This is a genomic window from Micromonospora sp. R311, from assembly GCF_056780015.1.
Map to the genome: position 1 here is coordinate 15551 of NZ_JBSWCE010000037.1, position 24859 is coordinate 40409.

The window sequence follows — 24859 nt, forward strand, 5'->3', positions numbered from 1 at the left end:
GTGGCGGCAGTGACCGCGGACCTGCCGCCGTGGACTGGACCGAGCGACCCGCGCTACACCGACGGGCGACGGTCAAGGCCGATGAGTTCCTTCCATCCGTCGCCGCGGGCGCTTAGCTCGCGGTATGGGTCCAGGCCGACCACCTCGGCTCGGACCGGCGCGCGGACCGGGTCCGCGCGCCAGTCGGTGTCAGCTCGTTGTCCGCTTCGGGAGCTTCCACCCGGGGCGGGGGAAGTGGCAGGTGTAACCGTTGGGGTAGGTCTGCAGGTAGTTCTGGTGCTCGGGCTCGGCCTCCCAGAAGTCGCCTGCCGGTGTGACCTCGGTGACGACCTTGCCGGGCCACAGGCCCGAGGCGTCGACGTCGGCGATCGTGTCCTCGGCGATCCGCTTCTGCTCGTCGCTGGTGTAGAAGATCGCCGAGCGGTAGCTGGTGCCGACGTCGTTGCCCTGGCGGTTCTTCGTCGAGGGGTCGTGGACCTGGAAGAAGAACTCGAGCAGCCCGCGGAAGTCGGTCTTCTCAGTGTCGTAGACGACCTCGATGGACTCCGCGTGGGTGCCGTGGTTGCGGTAGGTGGCGTTCGGGACGTCGCCGCCGCTGTAGCCGACGCGCGTGGACACGACGCCGGGCTGATGGCGGAACAACTCCTCCATGCCCCAGAAGCAGCCGCCGGCGAGGATCGCCTTTTCGGTGGTCACGTCGTCTCCTTACTTGTCGTCGGTGTCAGTGTTGGAGTCACTCGTGAACAGGGTGCGGTATTCGCCGTACCCTGCGTTCTCCAGGTCGTCGAGGTGGATGAACCGCAACGACGCGGAGTTGATGCAGTAGCGCAGTCCCCCCTTGTCGGGGGGACCGTCGTTGAAGACGTGGCCGAGGTGGCTGTCCCCGTGCAGCGAGCGGGCCTCAATCCGGATCATCCCGTGGCTGGAGTCCTCACGCTCGATGACGTTCGTCTCGGCGATCGGCTTCGTGAAGCTCGGCCAGCCCGAGTTGCTGTCGTACTTGTCGACCGATGCGAACAGCGGCTCGCCGGACACGACGTCGACGTAGATGCCGGGCTCGTGGTTGTCCCAGTAGGCGTTGGCGAACGGTCGCTCGGTGCCGTCCTGCTGGGTCACGCGGTACTGCTCCGGGTCGAGCCGCGAAACGGCCTCCGGGTTCTTGTGGTAGTGGGTCTGCTCGAGCACAGCTCTCCCTTCCCGGCCTTTCGGCGTGAAGCTGGGGAACCAGGCGAAACGCACCTGAACGCACATACGTACAGACACCCTACGGGCCGGTTGTATTCCCGCATCCCCCACCTTCCATGGACTATTAGGTCCGGCAAGCGATGTCAGCAAGCGGCCGGACGGTTGCCGTCGCTGCGGTGGGTGGCCTGGTGTAAGTTGCCGACACAGTACCATCCGTTTGACCTCAAGAGTGGACTTGACCGACCAGTTCCACTGCGACTAGGTTCGGGGCTCTCGACTGGGTGCGTCTGCCAGCGACGAACTGTCCAACTTGCCCACCGGCGCCGAGTTCTACGGACGTCGCACCACTCCCGGGGAGCCGTCTTCTGCCAACACAAATCGCGATTCGGCGGAAACGCCGCTAATGCTAGTGAAACGAGACTTGCACCTCGTAACCGTGCAAACGAGGACTGGATACAGGGAGGCGCCGGATGAAGGCGATTCTGGTTAGGGACGAGGCCGCGGGAACGGCCGGGATGACGCTGGTGGAGCGGCCCGAGCCGGAACCGGCGCTGAACGACGTCGTCGTTCAGGTTCATGCGTCGGGATTCACCCCAGGTGAGCTGACGTGGCCCTCGACCTGGACTGATCGACTCGGCCGTGACCGGACGCCGTCGATCCCCGGGCACGAGCTGGCCGGAGTGGTCAGCGCTCTCGGCTATGGCACGACGGGACTGTCGGTGGGACAGCGGGTGTTCGGGCTCACGGACTGGACTCGCGACGGCACCCTGGCGGAGTACGTGGCTGTCGAGGCGCGCAACCTCGCGCCGCTGCCGGGCGACGTCGACTTCACGGTGGGCGCGAGCCTGCCGATCTCGGGCCTGACCGCGTGGCAGGGACTGTTCGAGCACGGTCGCCTTCAGGCGGGGCAGAGCGTCCTCGTGCACGGCGCGGCCGGTGGAGTCGGGTCGATGGTGACGCAGCTCGCACGCGAGGCCGGCGCCTACGTTATCGGCAGCGGACGAACTGCCGACCGTCAGACGGTGCTCGACTTCGGCGCGCAGGAGTTCGTCGACCTCGAGAACGATGCTCTGGAAGACCTCGGCGGGGTCGATCTGGTGTTCGACGTCATTGGCGGCGACATCGGGAAGCGGTCCGCAAGCCTGATTCGAGCCGGAGGAACGCTGGTGACCATCGCCGGGCCGCCGGAGGCGCGGCCCGCAGATGGCCTGGCGGTCGATTTCGTCGTCGTGCCCGATCGCGCCCAACTGGGCGAGGTCGTCCGGCGGGTGCGGGACGGACGACTGCGGACAATCATCGGCAACGTCGCGACCCTCGACGACGCCGTCGCCGCTCTCAACCCGACCGAGCGGATCAAGGGGAAGACGATCATCCGCGTTCGCTCGTAAGCACTCGGCACACCCAAGCACGAGAACGACCCCCGCAGAAGCGAGAAGTACGTCGACGGCTGGTCCTTCACCTCCCGCCGAGGACATGCGGCTGGGCGAGTACGGCTACCGCCACGAACCGAAATTGATCTGATGACCATCAACGAGGGCGCATCCCCATGACCGACCCAACCGAGCCGACCCGCTACGCATTCAAGTACCCCGACGAGAAGGGCACCCTCAGCCAGGACCAGGCCGTCCTCATCGACGAGGTAATCGACGATCCCCACGCCGCCGCGCTCGACTTCCAGGTCGTCAACGACGAGAAACTCGCCATCTACAACGCCATCGTCGGGGACCGAGAGGTGGCCGGGCTGACCTACAACGTCGCCCGAAACGACCGGCTCGTGCTGCTGGCCACCTCGGTGATCCCCGAATTCCGCAAACGGGGCATCGCCACCGAGCTGATCCGACGCGTCCTGGACGACGTACGCCTGCAAGGCAAGACAATCACCACCATGTGCCCGATCGTGCGCACCTTCATCGAGCACAACCCCGAGTATGCCGACCTCATCGACCCCGAGCACCCGGGAGTCACCCAGAGTCGCACCCATCTGTCCTAAACCGACCTATCAGCTTCCCCAGAAGGTGTGACAATGGCGATCAATCTCGAGGCCGAGGCGGCCACCCGGGAAGAGAACAACGCGGCGCTGATCGCTGCTCTGAACGAGACAAGTCTCAGCGAGGTGGAATCCAGCTGGGAGCTCGATGTCATCAACGACGCGGAGCGCGGTCGCTGGATCGCCGCCCTCGGCGCCGAAGCGATCGCCGAGCTCCCGTACCGGTTCGTGGGCGGCCGTGTCGTGCTGCTAACGACCTGGGTCGACCCCGCCTACCGACACAATCGGGTGGCCACGGAACTCATCGCGCGCGTGCTGAACGAGATCCGCGAGAGCGGGAAGAAGATCACCGTCATCTGCCCGGTCGTGGGTAAGTTCATTGCCCGCAACCCGGAATACCTCGATCTCATCGACAAGGTCCATCCCGGCGTCGGCGCCTACCCCCGGCACGCACCCGCGGAAGGCGACCACGACGAGGAGCTCGCCGCGTTCGAGAAGGACATGACGTAGTCGTCCGTCGTTCGAGTCGTCCGGCAGGCCCGGGATGGGCGACTGCGGATGAACATCGGCACCGTCGCGACCCTCGACGACGCCGTTACCGCCGCAAACCCGACCGGGCCAGTCAAGGGCAAGGCCATTCGCGGCGGTCGCTCATGACGGCGCAGAGACAGCGGAGACGCTCCGTTACGTCGTAACGGGGGGAGGCGAGAGCTGATACAGAGAGGTGTTCGAATGAAAGCGATCGTGGTGACGGACCGGGCCGCGGGAACGGCGGGGATGACGCTGGTGGAGCGGCCCGAACCGGACGCGGCGAGGCTCGCCAGTCTTGAGGGCGCGAACTACGGCGATGTCGTCGTTGAAGTTCATGCGTCGGGATTCACCGGGAATGAGCTGGAGTGGCCCTCGACCTGGATCGATCGCCTCGGCCGTGACCGGACGCCGTCGATCCCCGGCCACGAGGTGGCCGGTGTGGTCACCGCGCTCAGCTATGGCACAACGGGCCTGTCGGTGGGACAGCGAGTGTTCGGCCTCACGGACTGGACACGCGACGGCAGCCTCGCGGAGTACACAGTCGTCGAGGCACGCAACCTCGCACCGCTGCCGGGCGACGTCGACTTCACGGTGGGGGCAGGCGTCGCGATGGCGGGCCTGACCGCCTGGCAAGGTCTGTTCGATCACGGCCACCTCCTGGAGGGGCAGAGCGTCCTGGTGCACGGCGCGGCCGGCGCAGTCGGCTCGATGGCAGCCCAGCTCGCCCGTCAGGCCGGCGCCTACGTCATCGGCACCGGACGTGCCAGCGGCCGGCAGACCGCAGTCGACTTCGGCGCGCACGAGTTCGTCGACCTCGACAACGACACGCTGGAAGACGTCGGCGGAGTCGATCTGGTCTTCGATGTCATCGGCGGCGACATCCAGAAGCGGTCCGCGGGTCTGGTTCGAGCCGGAGGAACGCTGGTGACCGTCACCGGGCCGCCGGAGGCGCGGCCCGCTGACGGCATCGCGGTCGACTTCGTTGTCGTGTCCGACCGCGCCCAGCTGGGTGAGATCGCCCGGCGGGTCCGGGATGGACGCGTGCGGACGAACATCGGCACCGTCGCGGCCCTCGACGACGCCGTGGCCGCCCTCAACCCGACCGAGCGGGTCAAGGGGAAGACGGTCATCCGCGTTCGTCCATAAGGACTCGAAGGCAGCAACCGGGCCTCGTGGATCAGCGTCAGCTACGTGGTCAGGGTCGGACGACTCGTAGGGAACACCTCAGCGGACTGGTCAGGTGTCTGGTGCGCACCCGCCCGACGCCTCCACGACTCCGAGGCGGTTCAGAACAATAGGAAGATACATATCGATACAAAGCATGGCATCGGCGATCAACCAGGCTCGCCGGGGCAGAATGCTCCGGCTGCCATTCTTATCTGCGATGGTCGTCACGAACTGGTCATCCACCACCCGGGCGGGCACCTGGATCCCGCCTGGCTGGCTCTCATCCTCGGCGGGCCGGCGTTGTTCGTTGCCGGACGCGCCCGGCTCGAGTACGACATCTTCGGCCGCGTGTCCCGGCCGCGCATGATCGGGCTGATCATGCTGCCCGCTCTGGCGCCGGTGCTGGTCTTCGCGCCACCCCAGGCCGCCGTGCTCGCCGCCACCCTCGTCCTGGCCGGCGTCGCCCTCGCTGACGCGATCCAAAGACACGCAAGGCAATCGTAATGTTACGCATTGCGCTCTTCGTCGTTCAGTCGTTGACGGGCTCACGCCTACTGTGCCCGGTCGTCTCAATTGAACGGGGGTAGCGGTGGGTTCTGTCCTACGGAAATTCACAGCGGCGTCGGTGACGACGTTGCTCGGTGCAGTGGCCAGCGTGGGACTCGGTGCGCCCGCACAGGCGCAGCCGGGAAGCGCCAGTGCGCGGGGTGCCGTCATCGACCTGCAGCGGAAGTCCTTGATGTAGCGGTGGTGAGCGCCGACGCCGTCATGGGCACGGCGACCGCCCCGCCGGGCGGTGGAACTGATACGTCGACGTCGCTGGCGATCTCTGTGCCGGGTGCGGTTGGCGTGTCGCACCGGTAACCCCGGTGGTGGCGTAGGCGACGCCCGCGAGGCTGACCGCGAACCGCCCCGCCGCGAGTTTCGGTCAGCGCGGCGACGCCGCGAGACGCAGGCGCCCTCCGGTGTCAGGTGGCCCCGCGACGTCCATCTCCGGTCATGACCGAAACCGGACGAGCCGAGGGCGCCGCCGGGCGCGACGGCCGGTTGTGCTTGACTGCGCACGTGGATGCGTCATCGCGACGAGCGGACGACGGCCCGATCATCCTCACCGGATCTGCCGTGGAGCGCTACGCCCGCCTTGTGGCCTCCGGCCCCACGCCGTGGCAGGCCGGTGACCCGGCGGACGACGCCGACCTTGCGGTCCTCGAAGAGGCGGCTCTGGTCCGACGTACGCCGGAGGGCGTCGAGGCAGTGTCTCCGTTCGTACCGATGAACGCGCTGATCAGGTCAGGGCTGAAAAACGTAGCTCGCACCCACGAGACGGCCGCGGACCTCGAGCGGGCATGGCGGCAGCGTCCGGCGGACGCGGACGCTGCCGCGTTCGAGATCGTCAGGGGCGCGGCATCGGAAGCCGCCTGGGAACGGATCGTCCGTGCCGCGGACTCGATCGACGCGTTCAACCATCAGAGCCGTCGTCGCCCGCTCACCGTCCCACGCGGCGTACTCGACCTGCTCCGCTGCGGTGTGACCATCAACGTCATCTACGACGCCGCTGTGCTGTCCGATCCCGAGGCTCTCGATGTTGCCCGCGTGTGCATCGAGGCGGGCGAGCACGCACGCGTGCTCCCGGGCGTGCCATTCTCGATGCTCCTCACGGGGACGACCGCGACCATTTCGTTGCCCGGGTCGGCCGGTCCGGTGCCGGACCGGCTGCTGGTCCACGCCCCCCGGCTGCTCCAGGTACTGAAGGCCATCTTCGCCGCGTTCTGGAACAAGGCGATCCCCATCTCTGCCAACGGCGACGCAGCCCCTGGCCGCGAGGAGGACGTGAAGATGCTGGCGCTCCTCGCGGCCGGTCTCACCGACTACGCGAATCGGCCGCGAGCTCGGCGTCAGCGAGCGCACCGTGCGGCGCCGGATCAGCAGCATGCAGGCGCTGCTCGGCGTCCAGACCCGGTTCCAGCTCGGGGTCCAGGCTGTGCGACAGGGGTGGATATCGGACTCGTGAACAGGGCGGCCGCCGCCAAGAGGCGCCTTGCGCTACTGGTTCAGCCGCCCGCCGTCGGGGAGTTCATTTGAAATGAGGAATGTCATGACTTGGTCCACCCCGACCCCACGCTCCTAGGCTAGAGCGGGCACGGGACGCTGGGCTCGCGGCCCGGCGAGGACGGATCGAAGCCGTGCTCGGCCAGCCAGCGGCCATGGGCGCAGGACGCCGTCACCATTATCGGTACTCCGGCTGAGGATCCCGCACGCGAGTCGCCGAGATGGTACTTGTGCCCGAGCATCGAAAAGCGAGATCATCACGCATGCTCGACCCCTCGCCCGAGGACGACGGGACTTCACCGACGGTTTCCACGCCGCATTTCGTGGGTCGTGATCGGGAGATGACTGCGCTTCGGGGCGCCTTGGCCCGGCCACCGGCGATCGTGCTGGTAGAGGGCGAGGCGGGGATCGGGAAGAGCCGACTGCTGCGAGAGTGGTTGGCCGCGCCGGACCAGCGCAATGCCTTGGTCTCGGTGTGCCCACCGCTTCGCGAGTCGCTGACGTTGGGGCCGATCGTCGACGCGTTCCGTGGGATCGACCGCCCGGGGTCGCGATTGCGGCTCACCGAGCTTGCGGGTGCGTTACGGCCCCTGTTCCCTGAATGGTCCTCGGACCTGCCGCCCGCACTGCCGCCCTTGGACGATGCGAAGGCGGCACGGCATCGCCTGTTCCGCTCCCTGGACGAGCTGCTCCGGGCTCTGCGTGTCGACGTTCTCGTGCTCGAGGACGCTCACTGGGCCGACGAGGTGACCTTCGAGTTCCTGCTGTTCGTCACCTCCCGACAGCAGTCGGGCGGGCCAAGCCTCGTGATCTCCTACCGGCCGGAGGAGGTGGACGCCGGATCGCTGTTGCTGCGGCTGACGTCCCGGCTGCCTGCTGGCGTGACCCAGCTGAGGATCGCCCTGGCACCGATGCGACCCAACGACACGGCAGCGCTGGTGTCCTCGATGCTGGACGGCAACCCGATATCGCAGGAGTTCACGACGTTCATGCACGAGCGGACCGGTGGCGTTCCGCTGGCGCTGGAGGAGTCGGTTCGCCTCATGTGCGACCGTGCCGACCTCGTCTTCCGCGACGGGCAGTGGGTCCGGCTGAAGCTACGCGAGCTACAGGTACCGCCAACGGTGCGCGACTCCACCCGCGAGCGGGTGGGCCGTCTGTCGCCGATGGCGCAGCAGGCGTTGCGAGCCGCGGCGACGTTGGCTGAGCGGTCATCGGTGGCCACGATCGCGGCGACCGCCGGTCTGTCACCCGATGTGTGTCGAGACGCTATCGCGGAGGCGGCCGACGCCGGCGTCCTGGACGGAGACGACCACGGCCAGTGGCGATTCCGGCATGTGCTGGCCGCCACGGCTGTCTACGAAGCGATCCCGATGACCGACCGCAGACACTTCCACCTGCTGGCCGGCCGGGCCTTGGAGAACATCCATCCGCCGCCTGTCGCACGCCTCGCCCACCACTTCCGCGAGGCGGGCGAGACCCAGTCCTGGGGCGCGGTACGCCGAGCAGGGCGCCGAGCTGGCCATGGCCTCGGGTGACCACACCAAGGCGGTCGACCTGCTGGTCGATCTGTTGTCGTCGTCCGAGCTGCCGCCGCCGGATCGGGCACGAGTCGCGCGCATCGCCGGAGTAGCCGCACTGGGCCGTCGCGAACCGGTCGACGAGGTCCACCACCGCGTGATCCGTACCTTGCGCTCGGTGCTGGAGACCCCCGGTCTCTCCGCCCGCCAGCAGGCCGAGATCCGCAACCCCCTGGGTCGACTCCTGATCACCGGGGGTGAGGCGCAGGCCGCACTCAGCGAGCTCGAGCAGGCGGTGGCCAACCTCGACCATGACCCGGTCGAGGCGGCTCGGGCAATGACCTACCTGGGATGGGCCTATGCGGGACCGTGGCCGGCGTCGACCCACCGGCGTTGGCTGGATCGCGCCGCCGAGCTCACCGCCGAATTCGATTCTCCCGCAGAGCGGCTGAACCTGGCCGGCAACCGAGCCGCTGCGTTGCTCATGCTCGGCGAAGAGGAGGCCTGGGACGTCGTCGCCGGCCTGCCCATCGACGGCGCGACCTCGGCGGAGCGTCTCGACGTGGCCCGCATCCACGCGAACGTCGGCACCGGCGCACTGATCTGGGGTCGGTACGCCGACGCGGAGGAACATCTCGCCGTGGCCATGCGCCTTGCCGAGGCCGAGCAGGCGTCCCGGTTGCAATACAACGTCCAACTCGAACAGGCCAACCTGGCGTGGCTCACCGGTCGGTGGGAGGGTCTCGCGGAGCGGAGCGCCGCACTCGCCGATGCCGACCGCGACCGGCCGGCGCACTACCTCGGCAGCGTTCGCCTCGCGGCCCGGCTGGCAGCCGCTGCCGGGCGGCGGCGCGCCGCGGAGGAGCAGTTCCGGCTGGTCCTCGAGGAGTCCGCCCGTCTCGGCGCAGCCGACGACACGATGGAGGCCGCCGCCGCGCTGGCCAGACTGTGGCTGGCGGACGGAAACAGCGGCCGGGCGCTGCAGGTCACGAACGAGCCGATGGAAACCGTCCGGAGGAAAGGCATCTGGGTCTGGGCGACGGACCTCGTCCCCGCCCGGGTCGAGGCGCACCTTGCCGCGGGCGACCTGAAGGCTGCGACACGCCTGGGCGACCAGTTCGCCAGAGGACTGCGTGGCCGGACGGCGCCTGCGCCTCGCGCCGCGCTCACCGTATGCCGCGCCCTGCTGCTCGCCGCAGCCGGGGACCACGCCCGCGCGGCGACGGCATACGATCGGGCAGCGCGCGCCTGGAGCGCGTTGCCGCGCCCGTACGACGCCATGCTCGCCCGCGAGCGTCAAGCCGAGGCGATCCTCGCGCACGGCCAGTTCGAACCGGGCCGGGAGCTGCTGGCCGCACAGTACGAGCAACTGTTCCGGCTCGGAGCCCGCGGCGACGCGGACCGTGTCGCACAGCGGCTTCGCGAACACGGCGCCGAGGTTCCGCGGCTGTGGCGCGGCGGCCGACGAGGGTACGGCGACCAGCTCTCACCTCGCGAGCTCGACGTGGTCCAACTGGTTGTCGCCGGCAAGACGAACCGGGAGATCAGCCGGATCCTGGCCAAGTCGCCGGCCACGGTGGATCAACAGCTACGTGCGGCGATGCGCAAGCTGAAGGTGACCTCCCGGACCGCGCTCGCGGTCAAGGCGGTGGAGGCCGGAGTGTTCGCAGAAGAGGACTCCCTCGACGGCGCGTCGTGAATATTGACGTATCCGCTGGATAGCGAAGAACGCTCGTCGCGCCCGAGCATGACTCCATGATCCATAGCCTTGGGCCGATGCATGGCTGAGCGACCTGTCGCGCGTGACGACTCTGCCATCGAGCAACAGCCACCTCTCGAGCTGTCGCGCGAGCCGCGCGTCAGCGCAGGCGACGTCTCCGACGCCCGCGACGCCGATGGCGTCGACGACCACGAGAGCCACGACCCCTACCAGCCCCTGTAGGCAGAAGGACTTTTCATGAGACTCAAAGCCCTCGCGGCTTCGCTGGCCGCAGCGGTCGGCCTGAGCATCATTCAGCCATTACCGGCGTCCGCCGCTGAGCCGGATCCCGGCGCGGCCGCCAAGAAGATCGAGTCGAGCCTGAAGGACCGCTTCCGCGCGCAGCCGGCTTCCGACTTCTGGATCACGTTCGACACCAAAGCCGACCTCGGGCCGGCCAAGAAGATCGCCGACTGGACCGCTCGCGGTCAGTTCGTCTACGACGCGCTGACCGCGGCGGCTAAGACCTCCCTGGCATCGGTCTCCACCGAACTCGACCGGGCAGGCGTCAAATACACCTCGTACCCGATCGCCAACACCGTGCTCGTCAAGGGGGGCACCGAGAAGCTCGCCCTCGACGTGGCCTCGAAGGTGCAGGTCGCCGAGATCCACGCGACGCCACAGGTCGCGCTGGTCGATCCCGTGGACGAGAAGATCCCCGCCGACCAGGCTGCCCGCCCCGCCGCCCCGAAGGCCGCGGCCGAGGAAGGCACCGTCACGTGGGGTCTGGACGCCATCCACGCCCCCGAGGCGTGGGCCATGGGCGCCACCGGTGCGGGCATCACCGTGTCCAACCTCGACTCGGGCGTCCAGTTGGACCACCCCGCCCTGATGCACCAGTACCGCGGTGCGAAGCCCGACGGCACCGTCGACCACAACTACAACTGGATGGCCACCCGGGGCACGTGCACGGGCGCGCCGTGCGACGACAACGGACACGGCACGCACACCATGGGCACCATGGTCGGCGACGACGGCACCAACCACGTCGGCGTCGCCCCGGACGCGCAGTGGATCGCGACGAACGGCTGCTGCGACAACACCGGCGTCGAGTCGCTGCTCCGGTCGGGCTGGTGGCTGCTCGCCCCGACCGACGTCCAGGGAAACAACCCTGACCCGGCCAAGCGCCCCCATGTCATCAACAACTCGTGGGGCCAGACCGTCGAGCACAACTTCGACGACTTCTTCCGGGCCATCGACGAGGCCTGGAGCGCCGCGGGCATCTTCAGCGTCTGGTCATCGGGCAACACCGCGCCGTACGCGGCATGCGACACCGTTTCCTCGCCGGGCTCCGCCGAGAGTGCCTACTCCGTCGGCGCCCACGCGTCGGACGGCACGCTCGCGTCGTTCTCCCGCAAGGGCGAGGGTGAAGGTGGCCGGATCAAGCCCGAGATCTCCGCTCCGGGCGTCGCCGTCCGGTCGTCCTACCCGAACAACAGCTACACCGAGATGTCCGGCACCTCGATGGCGGCGCCCCACGTCGCCGGCGCCGTCGCGGCGCTGTGGAGCTACGACCCGACCCTCATCGGGCGGATCGAGCAGACCCGCCGCCTGCTCGCCGAGTCGGCCGTCGACGTCGACGACACCGAGTGCGGCGGCACCGCCGAGGTCAACAACAAGTACGGCGAAGGCAGGCTCGACCTCGTCCGCCTGCTCGAACTCGCGCCCAAGCAGGGTGGCACCCTCACCGGTGTCGTCACCGCTGACGGCGCCCCGGTCCCCGCCGCCGAGGTGACGATCAGCGGTCCGTTCAGCCGGTCGATCGGAACCGACAAGGACGGCCGGTTCACCACGAACCTCCCGGTCGGCGACTACCAGCTCAGCACCAAGGTCTTCGGCTACCTGACCGCGACCGCCAACGTCACGATCTCCCTCGGCCAGGACACCTCCGTCAGGCTGCCGCTCACGGCCGCCGCGAGGCACGACATCAGCGGCAGGGTCGTCGACGACAAGAAGCGACCCGTCCCGAACGCGGACGTCTCCGTCAGGGACACGCCGCTGAAGCCGGTACGCACCGATGCCAACGGCGCGTTCACGATCAGCGCTGTCCCCGAGGGCGGGTACACGCTGACCGTCAAGCCCAACGCCTGCTTCTCGCCCACGACGGTCCGGCTGACCGTCGGCGCGCAGAACGAGTCGCCCGAGATCCCGGTCGGGCTCGTCGTCGACAAGGGCGGCTACACCTGTGCCGTCTCCGAGGGCGAGTACCTGCGCGGCACCGACCCGGTCGCGTTCACCAGCGGCGTGTGGGCCACGGTGAAGCTGCCGTTCCCGGTGGCGCTCTACAACGGGAGCCACGACACCCTCGGCATCGGCCTGCGGGGCGTGATCGCCCCGGACGGCTCCACCGGTCCCGGCACCGGCGGTGCCGGCGCCTTCCCGTTCTACGTCGAGACTCCCGTCGAGTTCGCCCCCGGCGGGGGCGTCTTCACGGCGGCCACCAAGGTCGACGGCGAGGACGCGTTCGTCGTCGAGTACCGCAACGCCAAGATCTGGGCCTACCCGATCCGGTCGGAGTACACGGAGCCGGTCAGCTTCTCGGCCACGCTCACCCGCTCCGGCACCGTGATCTTCGGGTACGGCGACGGCATCGGCACCGACGACCCGGTGACCGGCGGCGCCCGCACCATCACCGGCATCCAGGGCTGGGCCGGCGTCGACGGCATCCGGTTCTCCGACAACGCCCCGGTGCTGCGCGACGGGATGATCGTCACCTACGACCTTCCCGAGTGGGGCTACCTCGACGCGACCGTCGTCGACCAGAACGACGGGCTGCCGGTGTCCGGGGCCAAGGTGTCGTTCACCGACAAGGACGGCCTCGTCGAGAGCGTCACGACCAACGGGACGGGCATCGTGCATCGCCAGCTTCCGGTCGGCGACTACACGATGACCGTCGAGGCGCCGAACTACACGACCGCGGCGTACCCCTTCTCCCTCGACAAGCTCTACGCCAAGGCCAAGATCGACGCACGGCTGGCCACGGGTGTCGCCGGCCTGAAGGCCGACGGCCTCGACGCGGTGCTGGGCACCGACCAGAAGGGCGTCGGCACGCTCACGCTGACCAACACCGGCTCGGCACCGCTGACGTACAACCTGGGCGAGGCCGCGCGCCATCCCGAGCTCGACGCCGCCAGCGCCACGACGCGTACCGGGAAGGGTGCGGACAGCACGATCGACCTCACCGCGTGGAAGGCCGGTGCCAGCGGCATGAAGCCGTCGAACGCCGACGGCAAGGCTGCGACGGCGACCAAGGCGGAAGCACAGGCGGCCGCCAAGGTCGGCCCGACCTCCGGCGGGGATGTCATCACCCGGATCCCCATCCCGGGCACGATCGCGGAGAAGGAGCCCACCGGCATCGGGTACGACGGCGACGTCTGGGTCCACGACTACAACGCGCGGACCAACACCGCCTACACGGTGACGGGCAAGCGGACCGGGAAGGTCTTCGACGCCTCGTGGAACCCCGCGTACCGGGCGTTCGACATGGCGCTCGACACCAGGACCGGTGACATGTGCCAGATGGAGGACAGCCCCGCCAGCTACATCCACTGCTTCGACCGAGAGACCGGGAAGGAGACCCGGCAGATCAAGGGTGACTGGTCCACGCTGCAGCTGACCGGACTCGCCTACAACCCGGCGGAGGACGTGTTCTACGTCGGCGGCCGGAGGAACGGCATGATCGGAACCGTCGCCGGGACGTCGCACGAGAACGCCGGTGCGCTGCTGTCGTTCTGCGCGCCGCCGCTGCCCGAGGTGATGGGCCTGGCCTACAACCAGGCGTCCGACACCATCTGGTACACCGACCTCACCTCGAACCGGCCCACCCGCCTGCTGCAGGTCGACCCCGTCGACTGCTCGCTGGTCAACGCGTGGTGGTTCCCGGGCCAGAAGGCGACCCAGGGCGGCGGCCTCGAAACCGACTCGACCGGGGCGCTGTGGGCGGCGGACCAGGTCGCCGATGACGTCGTGCTGGTCGACGTCGAGGACGATCTGCTCACCGACCTGCCGTGGCTGTCGCTCTCCTCGACCCGCGGCACCCTCGCCCCGGGTCAGTCGGCGACCGTCAAGGTCTCGCTCTCCTCGAAGGACGCCAAGCCAGGAGTCCTCGGCGCGAACATCGTGGTGCGGTCCGACTCCGGACGCCAGTCCAAGACCTACGTCCCGGTGACGCTCACGACCACGAAGTACCAGGTCGGCGTCAACGCCGGCGGAACCTCGTTCACCGACGGCTCCGGCTTCACCTGGTCCGCCGACCAGGCGGCCGGTGACGGGGTGTGGGGCTACGCCGGGAAGGACAAGACGACCAACACGGGCTCCGCGATCGAGGGCACCGAGGACGACGCCCTGTTCCAGTCCCAGCGCACCACGCCGGGCAAGGACCTGGTCTACACGTTCCCCGACGCGCCGAAGGGCACCTACGCGATCGATCTCGGGTTCGCCGAGATCGAAGAGGTGGCCAAGGGGAAGCGGGTGTTCGACGTCCTCGTGGACGGAACGCTGACGGAGTACGCGTACGACGCGGCCGCGGCCGTGGGGCCGAACGCCGCCGACTGGCGCACCGCCGTCGTGAAGCACGAGGGCGGTCCGCTGACCGTGGAGCTGCGGGGCTCGAAGGGCCTGAAGGCCCCGACCATTGCCGCGCTGCGGGTGACGCTCGACCCGCGCGCGGACACGGCGGAGCCGGAGCCCCAGCCCGAGCAGCCGGAGCCGGGCCCCGTGCCGGTGGCCCCCGCCGGTCGCTCGTACTCGATGAAGGTGACCGACGGGCTCTACCGCCAGGGTACGGCGGAGTCCGGGTGGCACGGCGATGACGTCTGCGGCGTGCTGTGGTTCGACTCCAGCTTCCTGTTCCCGTTCTATGACACGGCCTGGGACGGCGTGTGCGTGACGACGAACGGCCAGCTGATCTTCGACCAGGCCAGCGCCGTGGGGAACAACACGGAGCTGCCGTCGCCCTACGCGTTCGACGCGATCTACCCGCTCTGGGACGACCTGGTCGTCGACGACGAGGCGGGCATCTACTTCGGCACCACCGAGGTGGACGGCCTGGCCGCTGAGGTCATCGAGTGGCGCAACGCCGCCTTCTACAACGACCGGACGGCTCGCGTGAGCTTCTCGGTCACCCTGATCGCCGACGGACGTATCCAGATCGGGTACGGCGACGGCGTCGGCGGCGACAACCCCCTCACCCGGGGGTCGTCGGCGACGGTCGGCGTGGAGAGCCTGACGCGCAACCCCGCGAGCCAGCACTCCTTCAACCAGCCCGTCCTGAAGGCCGGCCTGGGGCTGGAGTACACCCTCCCGGCCGCGGGCACGATCGAGGGCACGGTCACCGACAAGAACGACGGCAAGCCGGTCGAGGGCGCGATCGTCACGCTCAAGGGGCCGAACGGTGAGCGGGTCATCACGGCCGACGCCAAGGGCCGGTGGAAGGCTCAGGCGCTGGTCGGCGAGAACACCGTGCAGGTCGAGGCGCCGAACTACGTCACCGCCAGCCGCCCCGTGACCATCGCCAAGAAGGATCAGGCCGAGGTCGTCGACACGGCGTTGACCACGGGCGTCGCCACCCTCACCGGAGGTGACTTCGACTGGCTCCTCGACAAGGACCAGAAGGCGACGGCCGACATGACCGTGACCAACACCGGCTCCGCCCCGCTCGAGGTGCGGCTCAGCGAGCAGAAACGCACCAGCGACGGCGGGCACGAGGCCGCCGACCTTCCGTGGCTGACCCTCACGGGCGCGGCCGCAACCGGCACGGTCACGCTCGCGGCCGGGGAGTCCACCACGGTCACGGCGACGGCCGACAACGCCGACGTCGAGGCCGGCGTGGCCGTCGGGGACGTGCTCGTGGCGTCGAACGCCGGCAAGAGCGAGGCCCAGCTCAAGCCGGTCCGCCTGGCGACCTCGGCCTACTGGCAGGGCGTCGACGTCGGCGGGTCCGGGCACGTCGGTGCCGACGGCTTCGTCTGGTCGCCCGACCAGGGGCTGGGCTCGGGAGCGTGGGGGTACGTCGGAGGCGTCGTGCGCGCCACCAAGGCGGACATCGCCGGCACCGAGGATGACGCGTTGTTCCGCGCCCAGCGGACCGGGAAGACGTTCGCCTACGTGTTCGAGAACGCGCCCGCCGGCACGTACCAGATCGGCCTCGGCTTCGCGGAGATCGAGAAGGTCAAGGCCGGCATGCGTACCTTCGATGTCCTGGTCGACGGCAAGGCCGTGCTCCACGACCACGACGTACAGGCGAAGGCGGGCGCGTTGACCGCGGACGTGAACACGGTCACCGTCAAGCACACCGGGGGCGACCTGAAGGTCGAGCTCCGCAGCGAGATCGGTGAGCGCGAGCCGATCCTCAACGCCCTGAAGGTCCAGGAGGACCCGCGCCTGTGAGATAGCCGAACCGGTCCGCCAGCAGTGGTCAGAGCCTCCTCGGAAAAGGGTTGCCGGGGAGGCTCTGACCACGACTACCGAGTTCGCGGCTTCGGACCGTACTCGCGCACTTGGTGGCAAAGAATGCGAGTTCCTCAGGGAACACCAGCACTCGGCCTGGCGGGTCACAGTAGTGACGCACCCACCTCGGCACGAGCGGTCGCCTGACGGTGTCGGTCTTGCAGGTGCGGCCCCTGACGCCCGCTCTGCGGGCGCGTCGGCTCTCTTGACCGCCAACTTACTGCTTTACTATGGTACTAGCAAAGCAGTAAGGGGCTACCGTGTTCGTCTTCCGGCTCGACACCCACTCCGGCGTGCCGCCGTACCTGCAACTCGTCCAGCAGGTCCGCCAGGCGGTGCTGCTGGGCTTTCTCCAGCCCGGTGACCGCCTCCCGCTCATCCGCGAGGTGGTCGAGGACCTGGCGATCAATCCGAACACCGTCGCCAAGGCGTATCGGCAGATGGAGCAGGAGAACCTGGTCACCGGCCGGCCCGGCCAGGGCACGTTCGTCAATGAACAGCAGTCGGCCGCGATGTCGGCATCGACGTACACGTCGCTGCGCCGCGGCCTGGCGACCTGGCTGCGCCGCGCCTACGCGGCCGGCCTCGACGAGCAGGCGGTCAACGCGCTTTTTACTTCCGTCCACCAGCAGACGAGGAATGAGGAAGTGGCGTGACAGCGACCGAGTTCGCGCTGCGCACCGACGGAGTGGGCAAGCGGTACCGGAGGGGCTGGGCGCTGCGCGACTGCACCCTGGCCCTGCCGGCGGGCGGCGTGATCGCCCTGGTCGGGCCGAACGGCGCGGGCAAGACCACGCTGCTGCGCCTGGCCGTCGGGTTGCTGGCACCGAGCACCGGCACGGTGGAGGTCCTCGGCCACGACGTCACCGCCAGCACCCCGCAAACTCTGTCCCGGGTCGGGTTCCTGGCCCAGGACCACCCGCTGTACAAGCGCTTCACCGTCGCCGAGATGCTCCGCTTCGGCCGGGCCTGCAACCTGCGGTTCGACCAGGGGCTGGCCGAGCGCCGGCTGGCGAAGCTGGGCATCCCGCTCGACCGCAGGGCCGGTACGCTCTCCGGCGGGCAGCAGGCCCAGGTCGCGTTGGCTCTGGCCCTGGCGAAGCGGCCGGACCTGCTTGTCCTCGACGAGCCGGTGGCCAGCCTCGACCCGCTGGCCCGGCACGAGTTCCTGCAGGTCCTCATGGGCGCGGTGGCCGAAGGCGGGGTGACCGTCCTGTTCTCCTCCCACGTCGTGCACGAGTTGGAGCGCGTCTGCGACCACCTGGTCGTGCTTAACCACGGCCGGGTCACGCTCACCGGTGACATCGACACCCTCCTCGCCGAGCACCGGCTGCTCGTCGGCCCGCGCACGGCCACCGACCTCGACCGGGCCGGCGCCGTCGTTGAGGCCGTCCACAGCGACCGGCACACGACCCTGCTGGTACGCGACGGCGCGATCCCGGCCGCGCCTGGGTGGCAGGCCCAGCCGGTCGCGCTGGAGGACCTGGTGCTGGCGTACCTGCGCCGGCCGTCCGAGCCGAGCGCCGCGGTCACGTCGGGGGTGGCGGCATGACGTGGTTGATCTGGCGCCAGCACCGGACCGAGGTCTGCGTCCTGGGTCTGCTTGTCGGCATGTTCGGCATTGCCCTACTCGTGCTCGGGACGCAGGCCCACGACCTGTTCCCCGGCGGTCCCGCCCGGTGTGCGGGAGAGGCCGGTATCAACGAGGCCTGCGCGGCCTCCTTCCGCCGGCTCGACGAGGAGTACGGGTACGTCGAGAACCTCCTGGCGGGCTTCTATCTGGTCCCCGTCGTCATCGGTGCGTTCCTCGGTGCGCCGCTGCTCGCGCGCGAACTGGAGGACGGCACCTGGCAGCTCGCCTGGACGCAGGCCGTGCCGCGGATGCGCTGGCTGGCGGCCAAGCTCGCGGCACTGGCCGGCGTCACCGTCACGCTCACCGGGATGTTCACCGCGGTGCTCACCTGGTTCCGTCAGCCATTCGACGCGTGGGAAGGGCGGTTCCAGTACGACGCCTTCGACCTGGAGGGACTTGTTCCGGTGGCGTACGCGCTGTTCGCGTTCGGCGTCGCCACCGCCGCGGGGGCGATCCTGCGGCGCAGCCTGCCCGCGTTCGGCGTCGCGTTCGGGGCGTTCCTCGCCGCCCGGATGTCGGTGGCGCTGTTGGCCCGTCCCGCGTACGCCACACCGCTCACCACCATGGAGCCGGTCCCCGTCGGCGGCTCGAAGGACCAGGCGGGGCACCGGCCCGTGCCCAGCTTCGCTGACTGGATGATCGAACACGGCTACGCAGACGCCACCGGGCGCAGGCTGAGCTGGACCGAGTACTACGAGCTGGAGGAAGCTGCCAACCGGGCCGGCACCAACCTCAACCAGTTCCTGCACGCGCGGGGCATCCAGCAGTTCGGGGTCTACCACCCGGCCGACCGGTTCTGGACGTTCCAGCTCATCGAGGCGGCCCTGTTCATCGCCGTCGCGACGATCCTGATCGGTGTGGTGGTGTGGCGGGTACGGCGTCGTGTGATCTAGTGCCCTGACCACAACCGTTCACGGTGTTGGTTGACACGCTGTTCGGCTTGTCGGCCGGGCGGCGTGTCGACGTTCACGTTGTGTGGATGGCAGAGCTGTGCTGAGGTTCCCCCAGGATGTGGACACCGGGTTATGCCGCGATCTGCTGCAGCATGTTCGGTTCGAGGGTCTGTTCGTAGTCGGCGGGGCTGAGGTAGCCCAGCGCGGATTGGCGGCGTCGGTGGTTGTAAAGGCGATCCAGCGGAACACGTCGCGGCGGGCGTCGGCCTCGGTGGCCCAGCGGCGGTGGTCGACGTCGAGTTCACGCTTGAGGGTGGCGAAGAACGCCTCGGCCAGGGCGTTGTCGTACGACGATCCGATCCGCTCCATCGAGCGGCGGATGCCGTGGCGGCGGCAGGCGTCGGCGAAGCCGCCGCTGCTGTATCGGGCGCCGCTGATCCGGTGCGGTGGCGGTGAAGTCCCTGCCGATCAGGTCCGGCGACGGCGGAACGGCCGGATTCGGGATGGTGGTGCGTTTGCGGCGGCGCAGGTGCCGGCCCACGACGTCGCGTTGGCGCATGATCCGCTCGACCCGCTTGCGGTTGACCCGCACACCCTGGCAGCGCGGCTCGGCGGTCACCCGTGGCGAACCGTAGGCGCCACCGGAGTCGGCGTAGATGACCTTGATCTGCTCGGCGAGGGCATCCTCGTCGGCGGCGCGAGCCTGACGGGCCGGCTCGCCGGCGGCCCAGCGGTAGAACCCGGAGCGGGACACGGCCAGGACCCGGCACAGCCGCTTGACGCCGAAGGTGGCGCGGTGGGTGGAGATGAACCGGAAGCGGCTGGTCACCGATCCATCTCCTTCACGAAATAGGCGGCTGCCTTGCGCAGGATCTCCTTTTCCTGCCGCGACTCCGCGACCTCACGCCGCAGCCGGGCGATCTCGGCGTCCTTGTCCGCCACCGACAACCCGCCCCCACCCGAGGAGGTCGTAGCGGCCCTGGCCTGGCCTTCGGCGGCGCGGACCCAGTTCCGCAGCGTCTCGTGACTCATCCCCAACTCACGCGCCACCTGATTAATCGGCCGCCGCGACGAGCAGACCAGATCGACCACGTCCCGCCGGAACTCCTCCGTGTACTGAACCGCCCCGGATCTTGTAGAGACTTCCCCGCTTGGGAAGGATCGAGAGATGGCAGGAACGAAGCCGTATCCGCAGGAGCTGCGTGAGCGCGCGGTGCGGATGGTCGCGGAGGTGCGGCCGAACTACGAGTCGGACTGGGCTGCCATCACGGCGGTGGCGGCCCGGCTGGGGATCGGCACGGCGGAGACGTTGCGCAAGTGGGTGCGTCAGGCGCAGGTCGATGACGGGCAGCGGCCCGGGGTCACGTCGGAGGAGTCTGCGGAGCTGAAGCGGCTGCGGCGGGAGAACGCCGAGCTGCGTCGGGCGAATGAGATCTTGAAGGCCGCGTCGGCTTTCTTCGCGGCCGAGCTCGACCGGCTGCACCGGCGGCGACGGGCTTTTGATCGACACCAACGGTCTGATGTGACCGAGTTGCGGGCAAGGGCGTGGGCCGGTTCGCAGGGCGATCCGGCCCTCGCTCCTGACATCCCTATCGGTGATATTGAGCAGTACCCCGGGCTAGGCGATGCGGCGGATCAACTGCCGGCGAGTGAGGCCAGGTATGCGTCGGCGGCGTCAGGTGTCATGAACCAGTCTTGGAAGTCGTTGGGGTCGGAGAATCCGTTGGCAAACCGACGGGCGATAGTCGGGTTCATGGATGCGGCGCCCAGGATCTGCTGTACGTGCGGGGGCAGCGGCTGGAGCATGGCGTTGGTCCAGTCGGTAACCGCTCGTCCTGCCCCCTCCCAGAACCGTTCGAACGTCTGGCTCATCCACTCCCGGTCGAACGGCTGGTCGCCCCGCTCGAGGATGGATCCAAGGTAGGAGTAGGCGCACTTGGCGGCGGTGTTGCTGCCCTGGCCGGTGATGGGGTCGTTGGCGACCACCACGTCGGCCATGCCCAGAACGTGGCCGCCCGAGGGCAGTTCCGCGACGGGGTGGCGCACCGTTGGGGTGTACCGGCCGGACAGGGTGGCCCGGCCGTCGGTCAGCTCCACGTCGGCGCATCGGTCGTAGATCCATGGCGTGTACTGCCGGGTCAGCTCGAGGGTCAGTTTGAGGTGCTCGGCCGGGTCTCGCCGCTCTTTCCACAGGTCGAGCGGGCCGTCGGGCACCGCTTCCCAGAAGAGGATCTCGCATGGTCCGGACAGGGTCAGCGCGGGGATGACGAACAGTTCCCCGAGCCCTGGCACCGCGTTGAAGCTGACGTGCGGGACGGGCCACAGCGGGTCTGGTGCCATGCCGTGCACGTACGCGACGGCGAGTCCTCGCTGCGGCGCCGTGTACACCGATCGCTGGGGGTCCCGGTCGAAGACGCCGACCAGGTCTCCCTTACCGGCGGCGACGATGGTCAGGTCGTAGCGGCCGAGCCTGGTCAGCCCGTCCAGGTCCGCGGTCGTCACCCCCTGGTAGTGCACGGTGCCGCCGCGCTGCTCGAACAACTCCAGCCAGGTGGCCATCTTCAGGCGCTGGTCGGTGCTTTGGGCGTAGCCGTCCAAGGGGCAGGGGATGCGCAGGGCGCGCTCGCCGGGCGGGGCGGACAGGGACACGTGCAGCCCCTCGATGGCCGGTGCCTGCTCCTGCCAGAGATCCAGCCCGTACTGGCGCTCGGTGTTCAGGGCCGCGGCGAACATGGCCTGGGTGCTCATCACCCAGCCGCGGCGGATCTCGTCAGGTGTGCGGGCCGACATGATGGTCACGTCGTACCCTTCGGCGAGAAGGCTCAGCCCGAGTTGCAGCCCGGACTGTCCGGCCCCCACGATCAGAATTCTGCGCATTGGTGCCTCCATGGTTGTGCTACCGGGCCGCGAGCGCGCCCGGGACCGAGCCGGCGGTGCGTGTCATGGTGTGTTCGACGACGGCCAGCAGTGCGCGGGCGACCGACGAGGGGTCGCGGGCGTCGCAGGTGATCAGCGGGACCTCGGCGGAGAGCGTGAGGGCGGAGCGGACGTCCTCCAGGGGGTGGGTCAGCACGCCGTCGAAGAGGTTGACGCAGGCCACGAAGGGCACGTCGCTGTCCTGCTCGAAGTAGTTGATCGCGGGGAACGACGCCTCCAGGTTCCGGGTGTCGGCCAGGACCAGCGCCCCGACCGCGCCCCGGCACAGGTCGTCCCACATCGGCCAGAATCGGGGCTGACCGGGTGTGCCGAACAGGTACAGCACAAGGTCCGAGCCGATCGTCCGCCGTCCGAAGTCCATCGCAACGGTGGTGGTCGTCTTGTCGATTCCGGGGTCCAGCCGGTCCACGGTTTCGCTCGCGGCCGTCATCCACGCCTCGGTGTTGATCGGGGGAATCTCCGAGATGGACTGGACGCAGGTGGTCTTGCCGACGCCGAACCCGCCGGCGATGACGATCTTCGCCGAGGTCAGCAGAGGGCTGTCAGGCAAGCTGGCGGAGGCCATCGCGCAGTCTCTCCAGGAGGTGAAGGTCGAACGGGGAGGTGTAGTGGCCGAGGTGGATCTGCAGTCGGTCGGTGGCGGCGAGGTCGTCCACCACCACTCGGGTCACGCCGAGCGACATGCCGCATACCGCCGACAGTTCGGCAACGGACCTGGTCTGCCTGGCCTGCTCGTACAGTGAGCGCGCCTCGGGCAGCAGACCCGAGGCGAAGACGGCGTCGTAGTACGGCACGGACACCAGGGTGTGCACCAGCAGATGCTGCCGGGTACGTGTGCGGCCGCCGGTCAGGACGTAGGGCCGCACCTTCCAGTACGTGGTGGGCACGTTGGCTCCCTTGGCTTTGGTCACTCAGCGGGGCGGCTGGCTGGTGGTGAGGCGGTGCAGCTCGTGGCGGACCTCGGGAGTGAGCACGTGCCCGACGGCGCCGACGAACTGCGCCATCTGGTACGAGACGACCCGCAGGTCACAGCCGGCGGCGGCGACCACGGTCAGCCCCGCTGATTCGCCGACTCGCATGAACATCAGATGTCCGCGGGGCAGCCGAACCGTCAGATACTCCGACGCGCCAAGGTCAAGCAGGTCCGCGCTGCGGTCGGCCATGCTGAGCAGTCCCGCGGTCAGCGCGGCGAGCTGGTCGCCCAGGTCGCGGGAAACCCCGCGGGAGGCGGCGAGCTGCAGGCCGTCGAGCGACACGAGCAGCGCGTGGGTGATGCCGGGCACGTCGTCGGCGAACTGGCGCACCAGCCAGGCGAAGTCCTGATGCCCCGCGGCTGCCGCTGCGAGTCCGCCGTTACCGCTGTTCGGGTGAGTCATGGCAGTTGTCCTTCGGGTTGCCCGGTCGATGGTGCGTGTGCCGCGGCGATGCCGGCCTCGAAGGCCGCTGTCTCATCCGGCCATGCGTCGCGGTCGGAGGAGGACGGATGCTGCGGTGCTGATGGCGGCTGTTGCGGCCGGTTCCCGCCACCCGGGCGGCCGTCCGCGCGTACGCTCTCCGGAACGCGGCGAGGGAGGCTGCCGGTGCCGGCAGCCGGAGGCCGCGCCTCGGCCCGGTAGCCCTCACCGGTCTGCTGGCCGTGGACGAGCGTCAGGCGCGACGTTGCGGCCGGCGCGCTTCCGCGGGGCACGGGCGCGTTCGCACTTCCGCCACCGGGTCCGGACGGGATGGGAGGCCGGTTGGCGACCCGCGCCGGACGCTGCGTTCCGGGGGGCGCGGCGGGTCCCGGCTGGACTACGGGCGCCATCTCGCACAGCAGTGGCGCGGGGACGAGCACGGTCGCGGTGGTGCCCCCCGAGGGCCGGTTGGTGAGGGTGACCCGCAACTGGTGGGCGCGCGCTAGGTGCGAGACGACGACGAGACCCAGGTGCGCTGCGGGGTTGCCCGCGGCCTGTGGGGATGCGGTGCCGGCCAGCATGGCGTTCAGCGCCAGGAGCTGGTCCGGCTTGATGCCGACGCCGGCATCCTCGACACGAAGCAGGACGCTGCCGTCCTCGGTGATGAACGCGGAGACGATCACCGTCGAGGTGGGTGGTGAGAAGCGGGTGGCGTTGTCCAGCAGCTCGGTCAGCACCCGGATCACATCGTCGGCCGCGAACTCCACGATTCCCAGGTCCACCACATGTCCGAGGCGAACGCGCGGGAAGTACTCCGTGGCCGAGGTAGCGGCCCGGATCACGTCCACCAACGCGACCGTCTGCCGGTCGGCGTCCTCGACCCGCCGGCCCAACAGGACCTGCAGGTTCTCGGCATGGCGGCGGATGCGGGTGTTCGCGTGATCGATGCGATAGAGCCGCTCGAGCCGCTCCGGATCCTGCTCGTCGGCCTCGACGGCCTCAAGGTGGCTGCCCATCTGGTACGCGGAGGCCAGGATGCGCAGCGCGAACTGCTCGCAGATGGCCGGCCACGGGCTCTCGCGCCCCGGAGGCGGCGGGGGCGGTGGCGCCGGTACCTCCTCCCTGGCGACCGCCCATTGCGCGACCGTCGGGTCCAACCAGCGGGCCACCCGCTGCCGCCACGTCGCTCGACGGTGATTAACCGAACGCGGTGTGGGCACTGGGTGCTGTTTCACGAAGTTCCCGACCTATCAACTATGGTGCGTTCTGACACGGTGGAGCAGTCAACCACCGTCTTCCACCGATCGCAACGCTTCGGACCCTGAGTGAGAGATATTTTCCCATTTGTTCCCGGGTG

21 protein-coding genes and 1 pseudogene are annotated in these 24859 nt (G+C 69.1%); 12 read left to right on the top strand and 10 right to left on the bottom strand.

Translation table 11 applies throughout. The annotated features are described in order from the left end of the window. Nucleotides 1-189: 189 nt before the first annotated feature. Both msrA and msrB read right to left on the bottom strand, forming a co-directional pair. Entirely contained in the window at nt 190-696 is a 507-nt protein-coding gene (msrA, locus tag AC1WTP_RS27045; RefSeq protein WP_481652071.1) for a peptide-methionine (S)-S-oxide reductase MsrA, read from the bottom strand. Nucleotides 697-705: 9 nt separating this feature from the next. Beyond that, nucleotides 706-1185: a peptide-methionine (R)-S-oxide reductase MsrB gene (msrB, locus tag AC1WTP_RS27050; protein WP_481652072.1), complete on the bottom strand. Its 480-nt coding sequence runs from the start codon at nt 1183-1185 to the stop codon at nt 706-708. A gap of 470 nt (nt 1186-1655) precedes the next feature. On the opposite strand from msrB, the gene AC1WTP_RS27055 reads away from it, so the two are divergent. The 4 genes from AC1WTP_RS27055 to AC1WTP_RS27070 all read left to right on the top strand — a co-directional run bounded on the left by AC1WTP_RS27055 (nt 1656) and on the right by AC1WTP_RS27070 (nt 4849). Next, nucleotides 1656-2573, top strand: a complete 918-nt coding sequence (locus AC1WTP_RS27055) for an NADP-dependent oxidoreductase (RefSeq protein WP_481652073.1) — start codon at nt 1656-1658, stop codon at nt 2571-2573. Between the two features lie 158 nt (nt 2574-2731). After that, the gene (locus AC1WTP_RS27060) at nt 2732-3175 is read left to right on the top strand and encodes a GNAT family N-acetyltransferase (RefSeq protein WP_481652074.1); all 444 of its coding nucleotides are present in this window, start codon (nt 2732-2734) and stop codon (nt 3173-3175) included. Nucleotides 3176-3208: 33 nt separating this feature from the next. Further along, nucleotides 3209-3682: a GNAT family N-acetyltransferase gene (locus AC1WTP_RS27065; protein ID WP_481652075.1), complete on the top strand. Its 474-nt coding sequence runs from the start codon at nt 3209-3211 to the stop codon at nt 3680-3682. A gap of 222 nt (nt 3683-3904) precedes the next feature. Next, on the top strand, nt 3905-4849 hold the full coding sequence (locus AC1WTP_RS27070; RefSeq protein ID WP_481652076.1) for an NADP-dependent oxidoreductase: 945 nt from the start codon (nt 3905-3907) through the stop codon (nt 4847-4849). Nucleotides 4850-4939: 90 nt separating this feature from the next. Here AC1WTP_RS27070 and AC1WTP_RS27075 read toward each other — a convergent pair whose 3' ends face one another. Next, nucleotides 4940-5359 carry a hypothetical protein gene (locus AC1WTP_RS27075; protein ID WP_481652077.1) on the bottom strand — a complete coding sequence of 140 codons (420 nt, stop codon included), beginning with the start codon at nt 5357-5359 and terminating at the stop codon, nt 4940-4942. 633 nt (nt 5360-5992) lie between these two features. Between AC1WTP_RS27075 and AC1WTP_RS27080 the strand changes: the two genes are divergently transcribed. The 7 genes from AC1WTP_RS27080 to AC1WTP_RS27110 all read left to right on the top strand — a co-directional run bounded on the left by AC1WTP_RS27080 (nt 5993) and on the right by AC1WTP_RS27110 (nt 19171). Continuing rightward, on the top strand, nt 5993-6952 hold the full coding sequence (locus AC1WTP_RS27080) for a hypothetical protein (protein WP_481652078.1): 960 nt from the start codon (nt 5993-5995) through the stop codon (nt 6950-6952). Between the two features lie 230 nt (nt 6953-7182). Next, nucleotides 7183-8457: an ATP-binding protein gene (locus tag AC1WTP_RS27085; protein WP_481652079.1), complete on the top strand. Its 1275-nt coding sequence runs from the start codon at nt 7183-7185 to the stop codon at nt 8455-8457. Next, nucleotides 8444-10138 (top strand): LuxR C-terminal-related transcriptional regulator, encoded by a 1695-nt coding sequence (locus tag AC1WTP_RS27090; protein ID WP_481652080.1) that lies wholly within the window; start codon nt 8444-8446, stop codon nt 10136-10138. Before AC1WTP_RS27085 ends, AC1WTP_RS27090 begins: the two co-directional genes overlap by 14 nt. A gap of 258 nt (nt 10139-10396) precedes the next feature. Next, nucleotides 10397-16585, top strand: a complete 6189-nt coding sequence (locus tag AC1WTP_RS27095; protein WP_481652081.1) for a S8 family serine peptidase — start codon at nt 10397-10399, stop codon at nt 16583-16585. Between the two features lie 320 nt (nt 16586-16905). Then, entirely contained in the window at nt 16906-17301 is a 396-nt protein-coding gene (locus AC1WTP_RS27100; protein WP_334613590.1) for a GntR family transcriptional regulator, read from the top strand. After that, on the top strand, nt 17298-18197 hold the full coding sequence (locus AC1WTP_RS27105; RefSeq protein WP_441165186.1) for an ABC transporter ATP-binding protein: 900 nt from the start codon (nt 17298-17300) through the stop codon (nt 18195-18197). The genes AC1WTP_RS27100 and AC1WTP_RS27105 overlap by 4 nt, the downstream gene beginning before the upstream one ends. Continuing rightward, on the top strand, nt 18194-19171 hold the full coding sequence (locus tag AC1WTP_RS27110) for an ABC transporter permease subunit (protein WP_481652082.1): 978 nt from the start codon (nt 18194-18196) through the stop codon (nt 19169-19171). Before AC1WTP_RS27105 ends, AC1WTP_RS27110 begins: the two co-directional genes overlap by 4 nt. Before the next feature lie 301 nt (nt 19172-19472). On the opposite strand, the gene AC1WTP_RS27115 is transcribed toward AC1WTP_RS27110, so the two are convergent. Together AC1WTP_RS27115 and AC1WTP_RS27120 are read right to left on the bottom strand one after the other, a co-directional pair. Next, nucleotides 19473-20000 (bottom strand): IS3 family transposase, encoded by a 528-nt coding sequence (locus AC1WTP_RS27115; RefSeq protein ID WP_481652083.1) that lies wholly within the window; start codon nt 19998-20000, stop codon nt 19473-19475. Next, complete coding sequence (locus tag AC1WTP_RS27120) at nt 19997-20263, bottom strand: transposase (protein ID WP_481652084.1); 267 nt, start codon at nt 20261-20263, stop codon at nt 19997-19999. The genes AC1WTP_RS27115 and AC1WTP_RS27120 overlap by 4 nt, the downstream gene beginning before the upstream one ends. Nucleotides 20264-20339: 76 nt before the next feature. On the opposite strand from AC1WTP_RS27120, the pseudogene AC1WTP_RS27125 reads away from it, so the two are divergent. Beyond that, a pseudogene (locus tag AC1WTP_RS27125) lies at nt 20340-20671 on the top strand (transposase); the annotation flags it as partial. 135 nt (nt 20672-20806) lie between these two features. Here the strand turns inward: AC1WTP_RS27125 and AC1WTP_RS27130 are convergent. Genes AC1WTP_RS27130 through AC1WTP_RS27150 form a run of 5 tightly spaced genes read right to left on the bottom strand, consistent with a single transcriptional unit; the run spans nt 20807 to nt 24671 of the window. Further along, the gene (locus AC1WTP_RS27130) at nt 20807-22048 is read right to left on the bottom strand and encodes a styrene monooxygenase/indole monooxygenase family protein (RefSeq protein WP_481652104.1); all 1242 of its coding nucleotides are present in this window, start codon (nt 22046-22048) and stop codon (nt 20807-20809) included. 19 nt (nt 22049-22067) lie between these two features. Continuing rightward, nucleotides 22068-22673 carry a GTP-binding protein gene (locus AC1WTP_RS27135; RefSeq protein WP_481652085.1) on the bottom strand — a complete coding sequence of 202 codons (606 nt, stop codon included), beginning with the start codon at nt 22671-22673 and terminating at the stop codon, nt 22068-22070. Beyond that, complete coding sequence (locus tag AC1WTP_RS27140; RefSeq protein ID WP_481652086.1) at nt 22651-22995, bottom strand: DUF742 domain-containing protein; 345 nt, start codon at nt 22993-22995, stop codon at nt 22651-22653. The genes AC1WTP_RS27135 and AC1WTP_RS27140 overlap by 23 nt, the downstream gene beginning before the upstream one ends. A 24-nt stretch (nt 22996-23019) precedes the next feature. Further along, nucleotides 23020-23484, bottom strand: coding sequence for a roadblock/LC7 domain-containing protein (locus AC1WTP_RS27145; protein WP_481652087.1), 465 nt, complete (start codon nt 23482-23484; stop codon nt 23020-23022). Further along, complete coding sequence (locus AC1WTP_RS27150; protein WP_481652088.1) at nt 23481-24671, bottom strand: sensor histidine kinase; 1191 nt, start codon at nt 24669-24671, stop codon at nt 23481-23483. Before AC1WTP_RS27150 ends, AC1WTP_RS27145 begins: the two co-directional genes overlap by 4 nt. Nucleotides 24672-24859 lie beyond the last annotated feature (188 nt).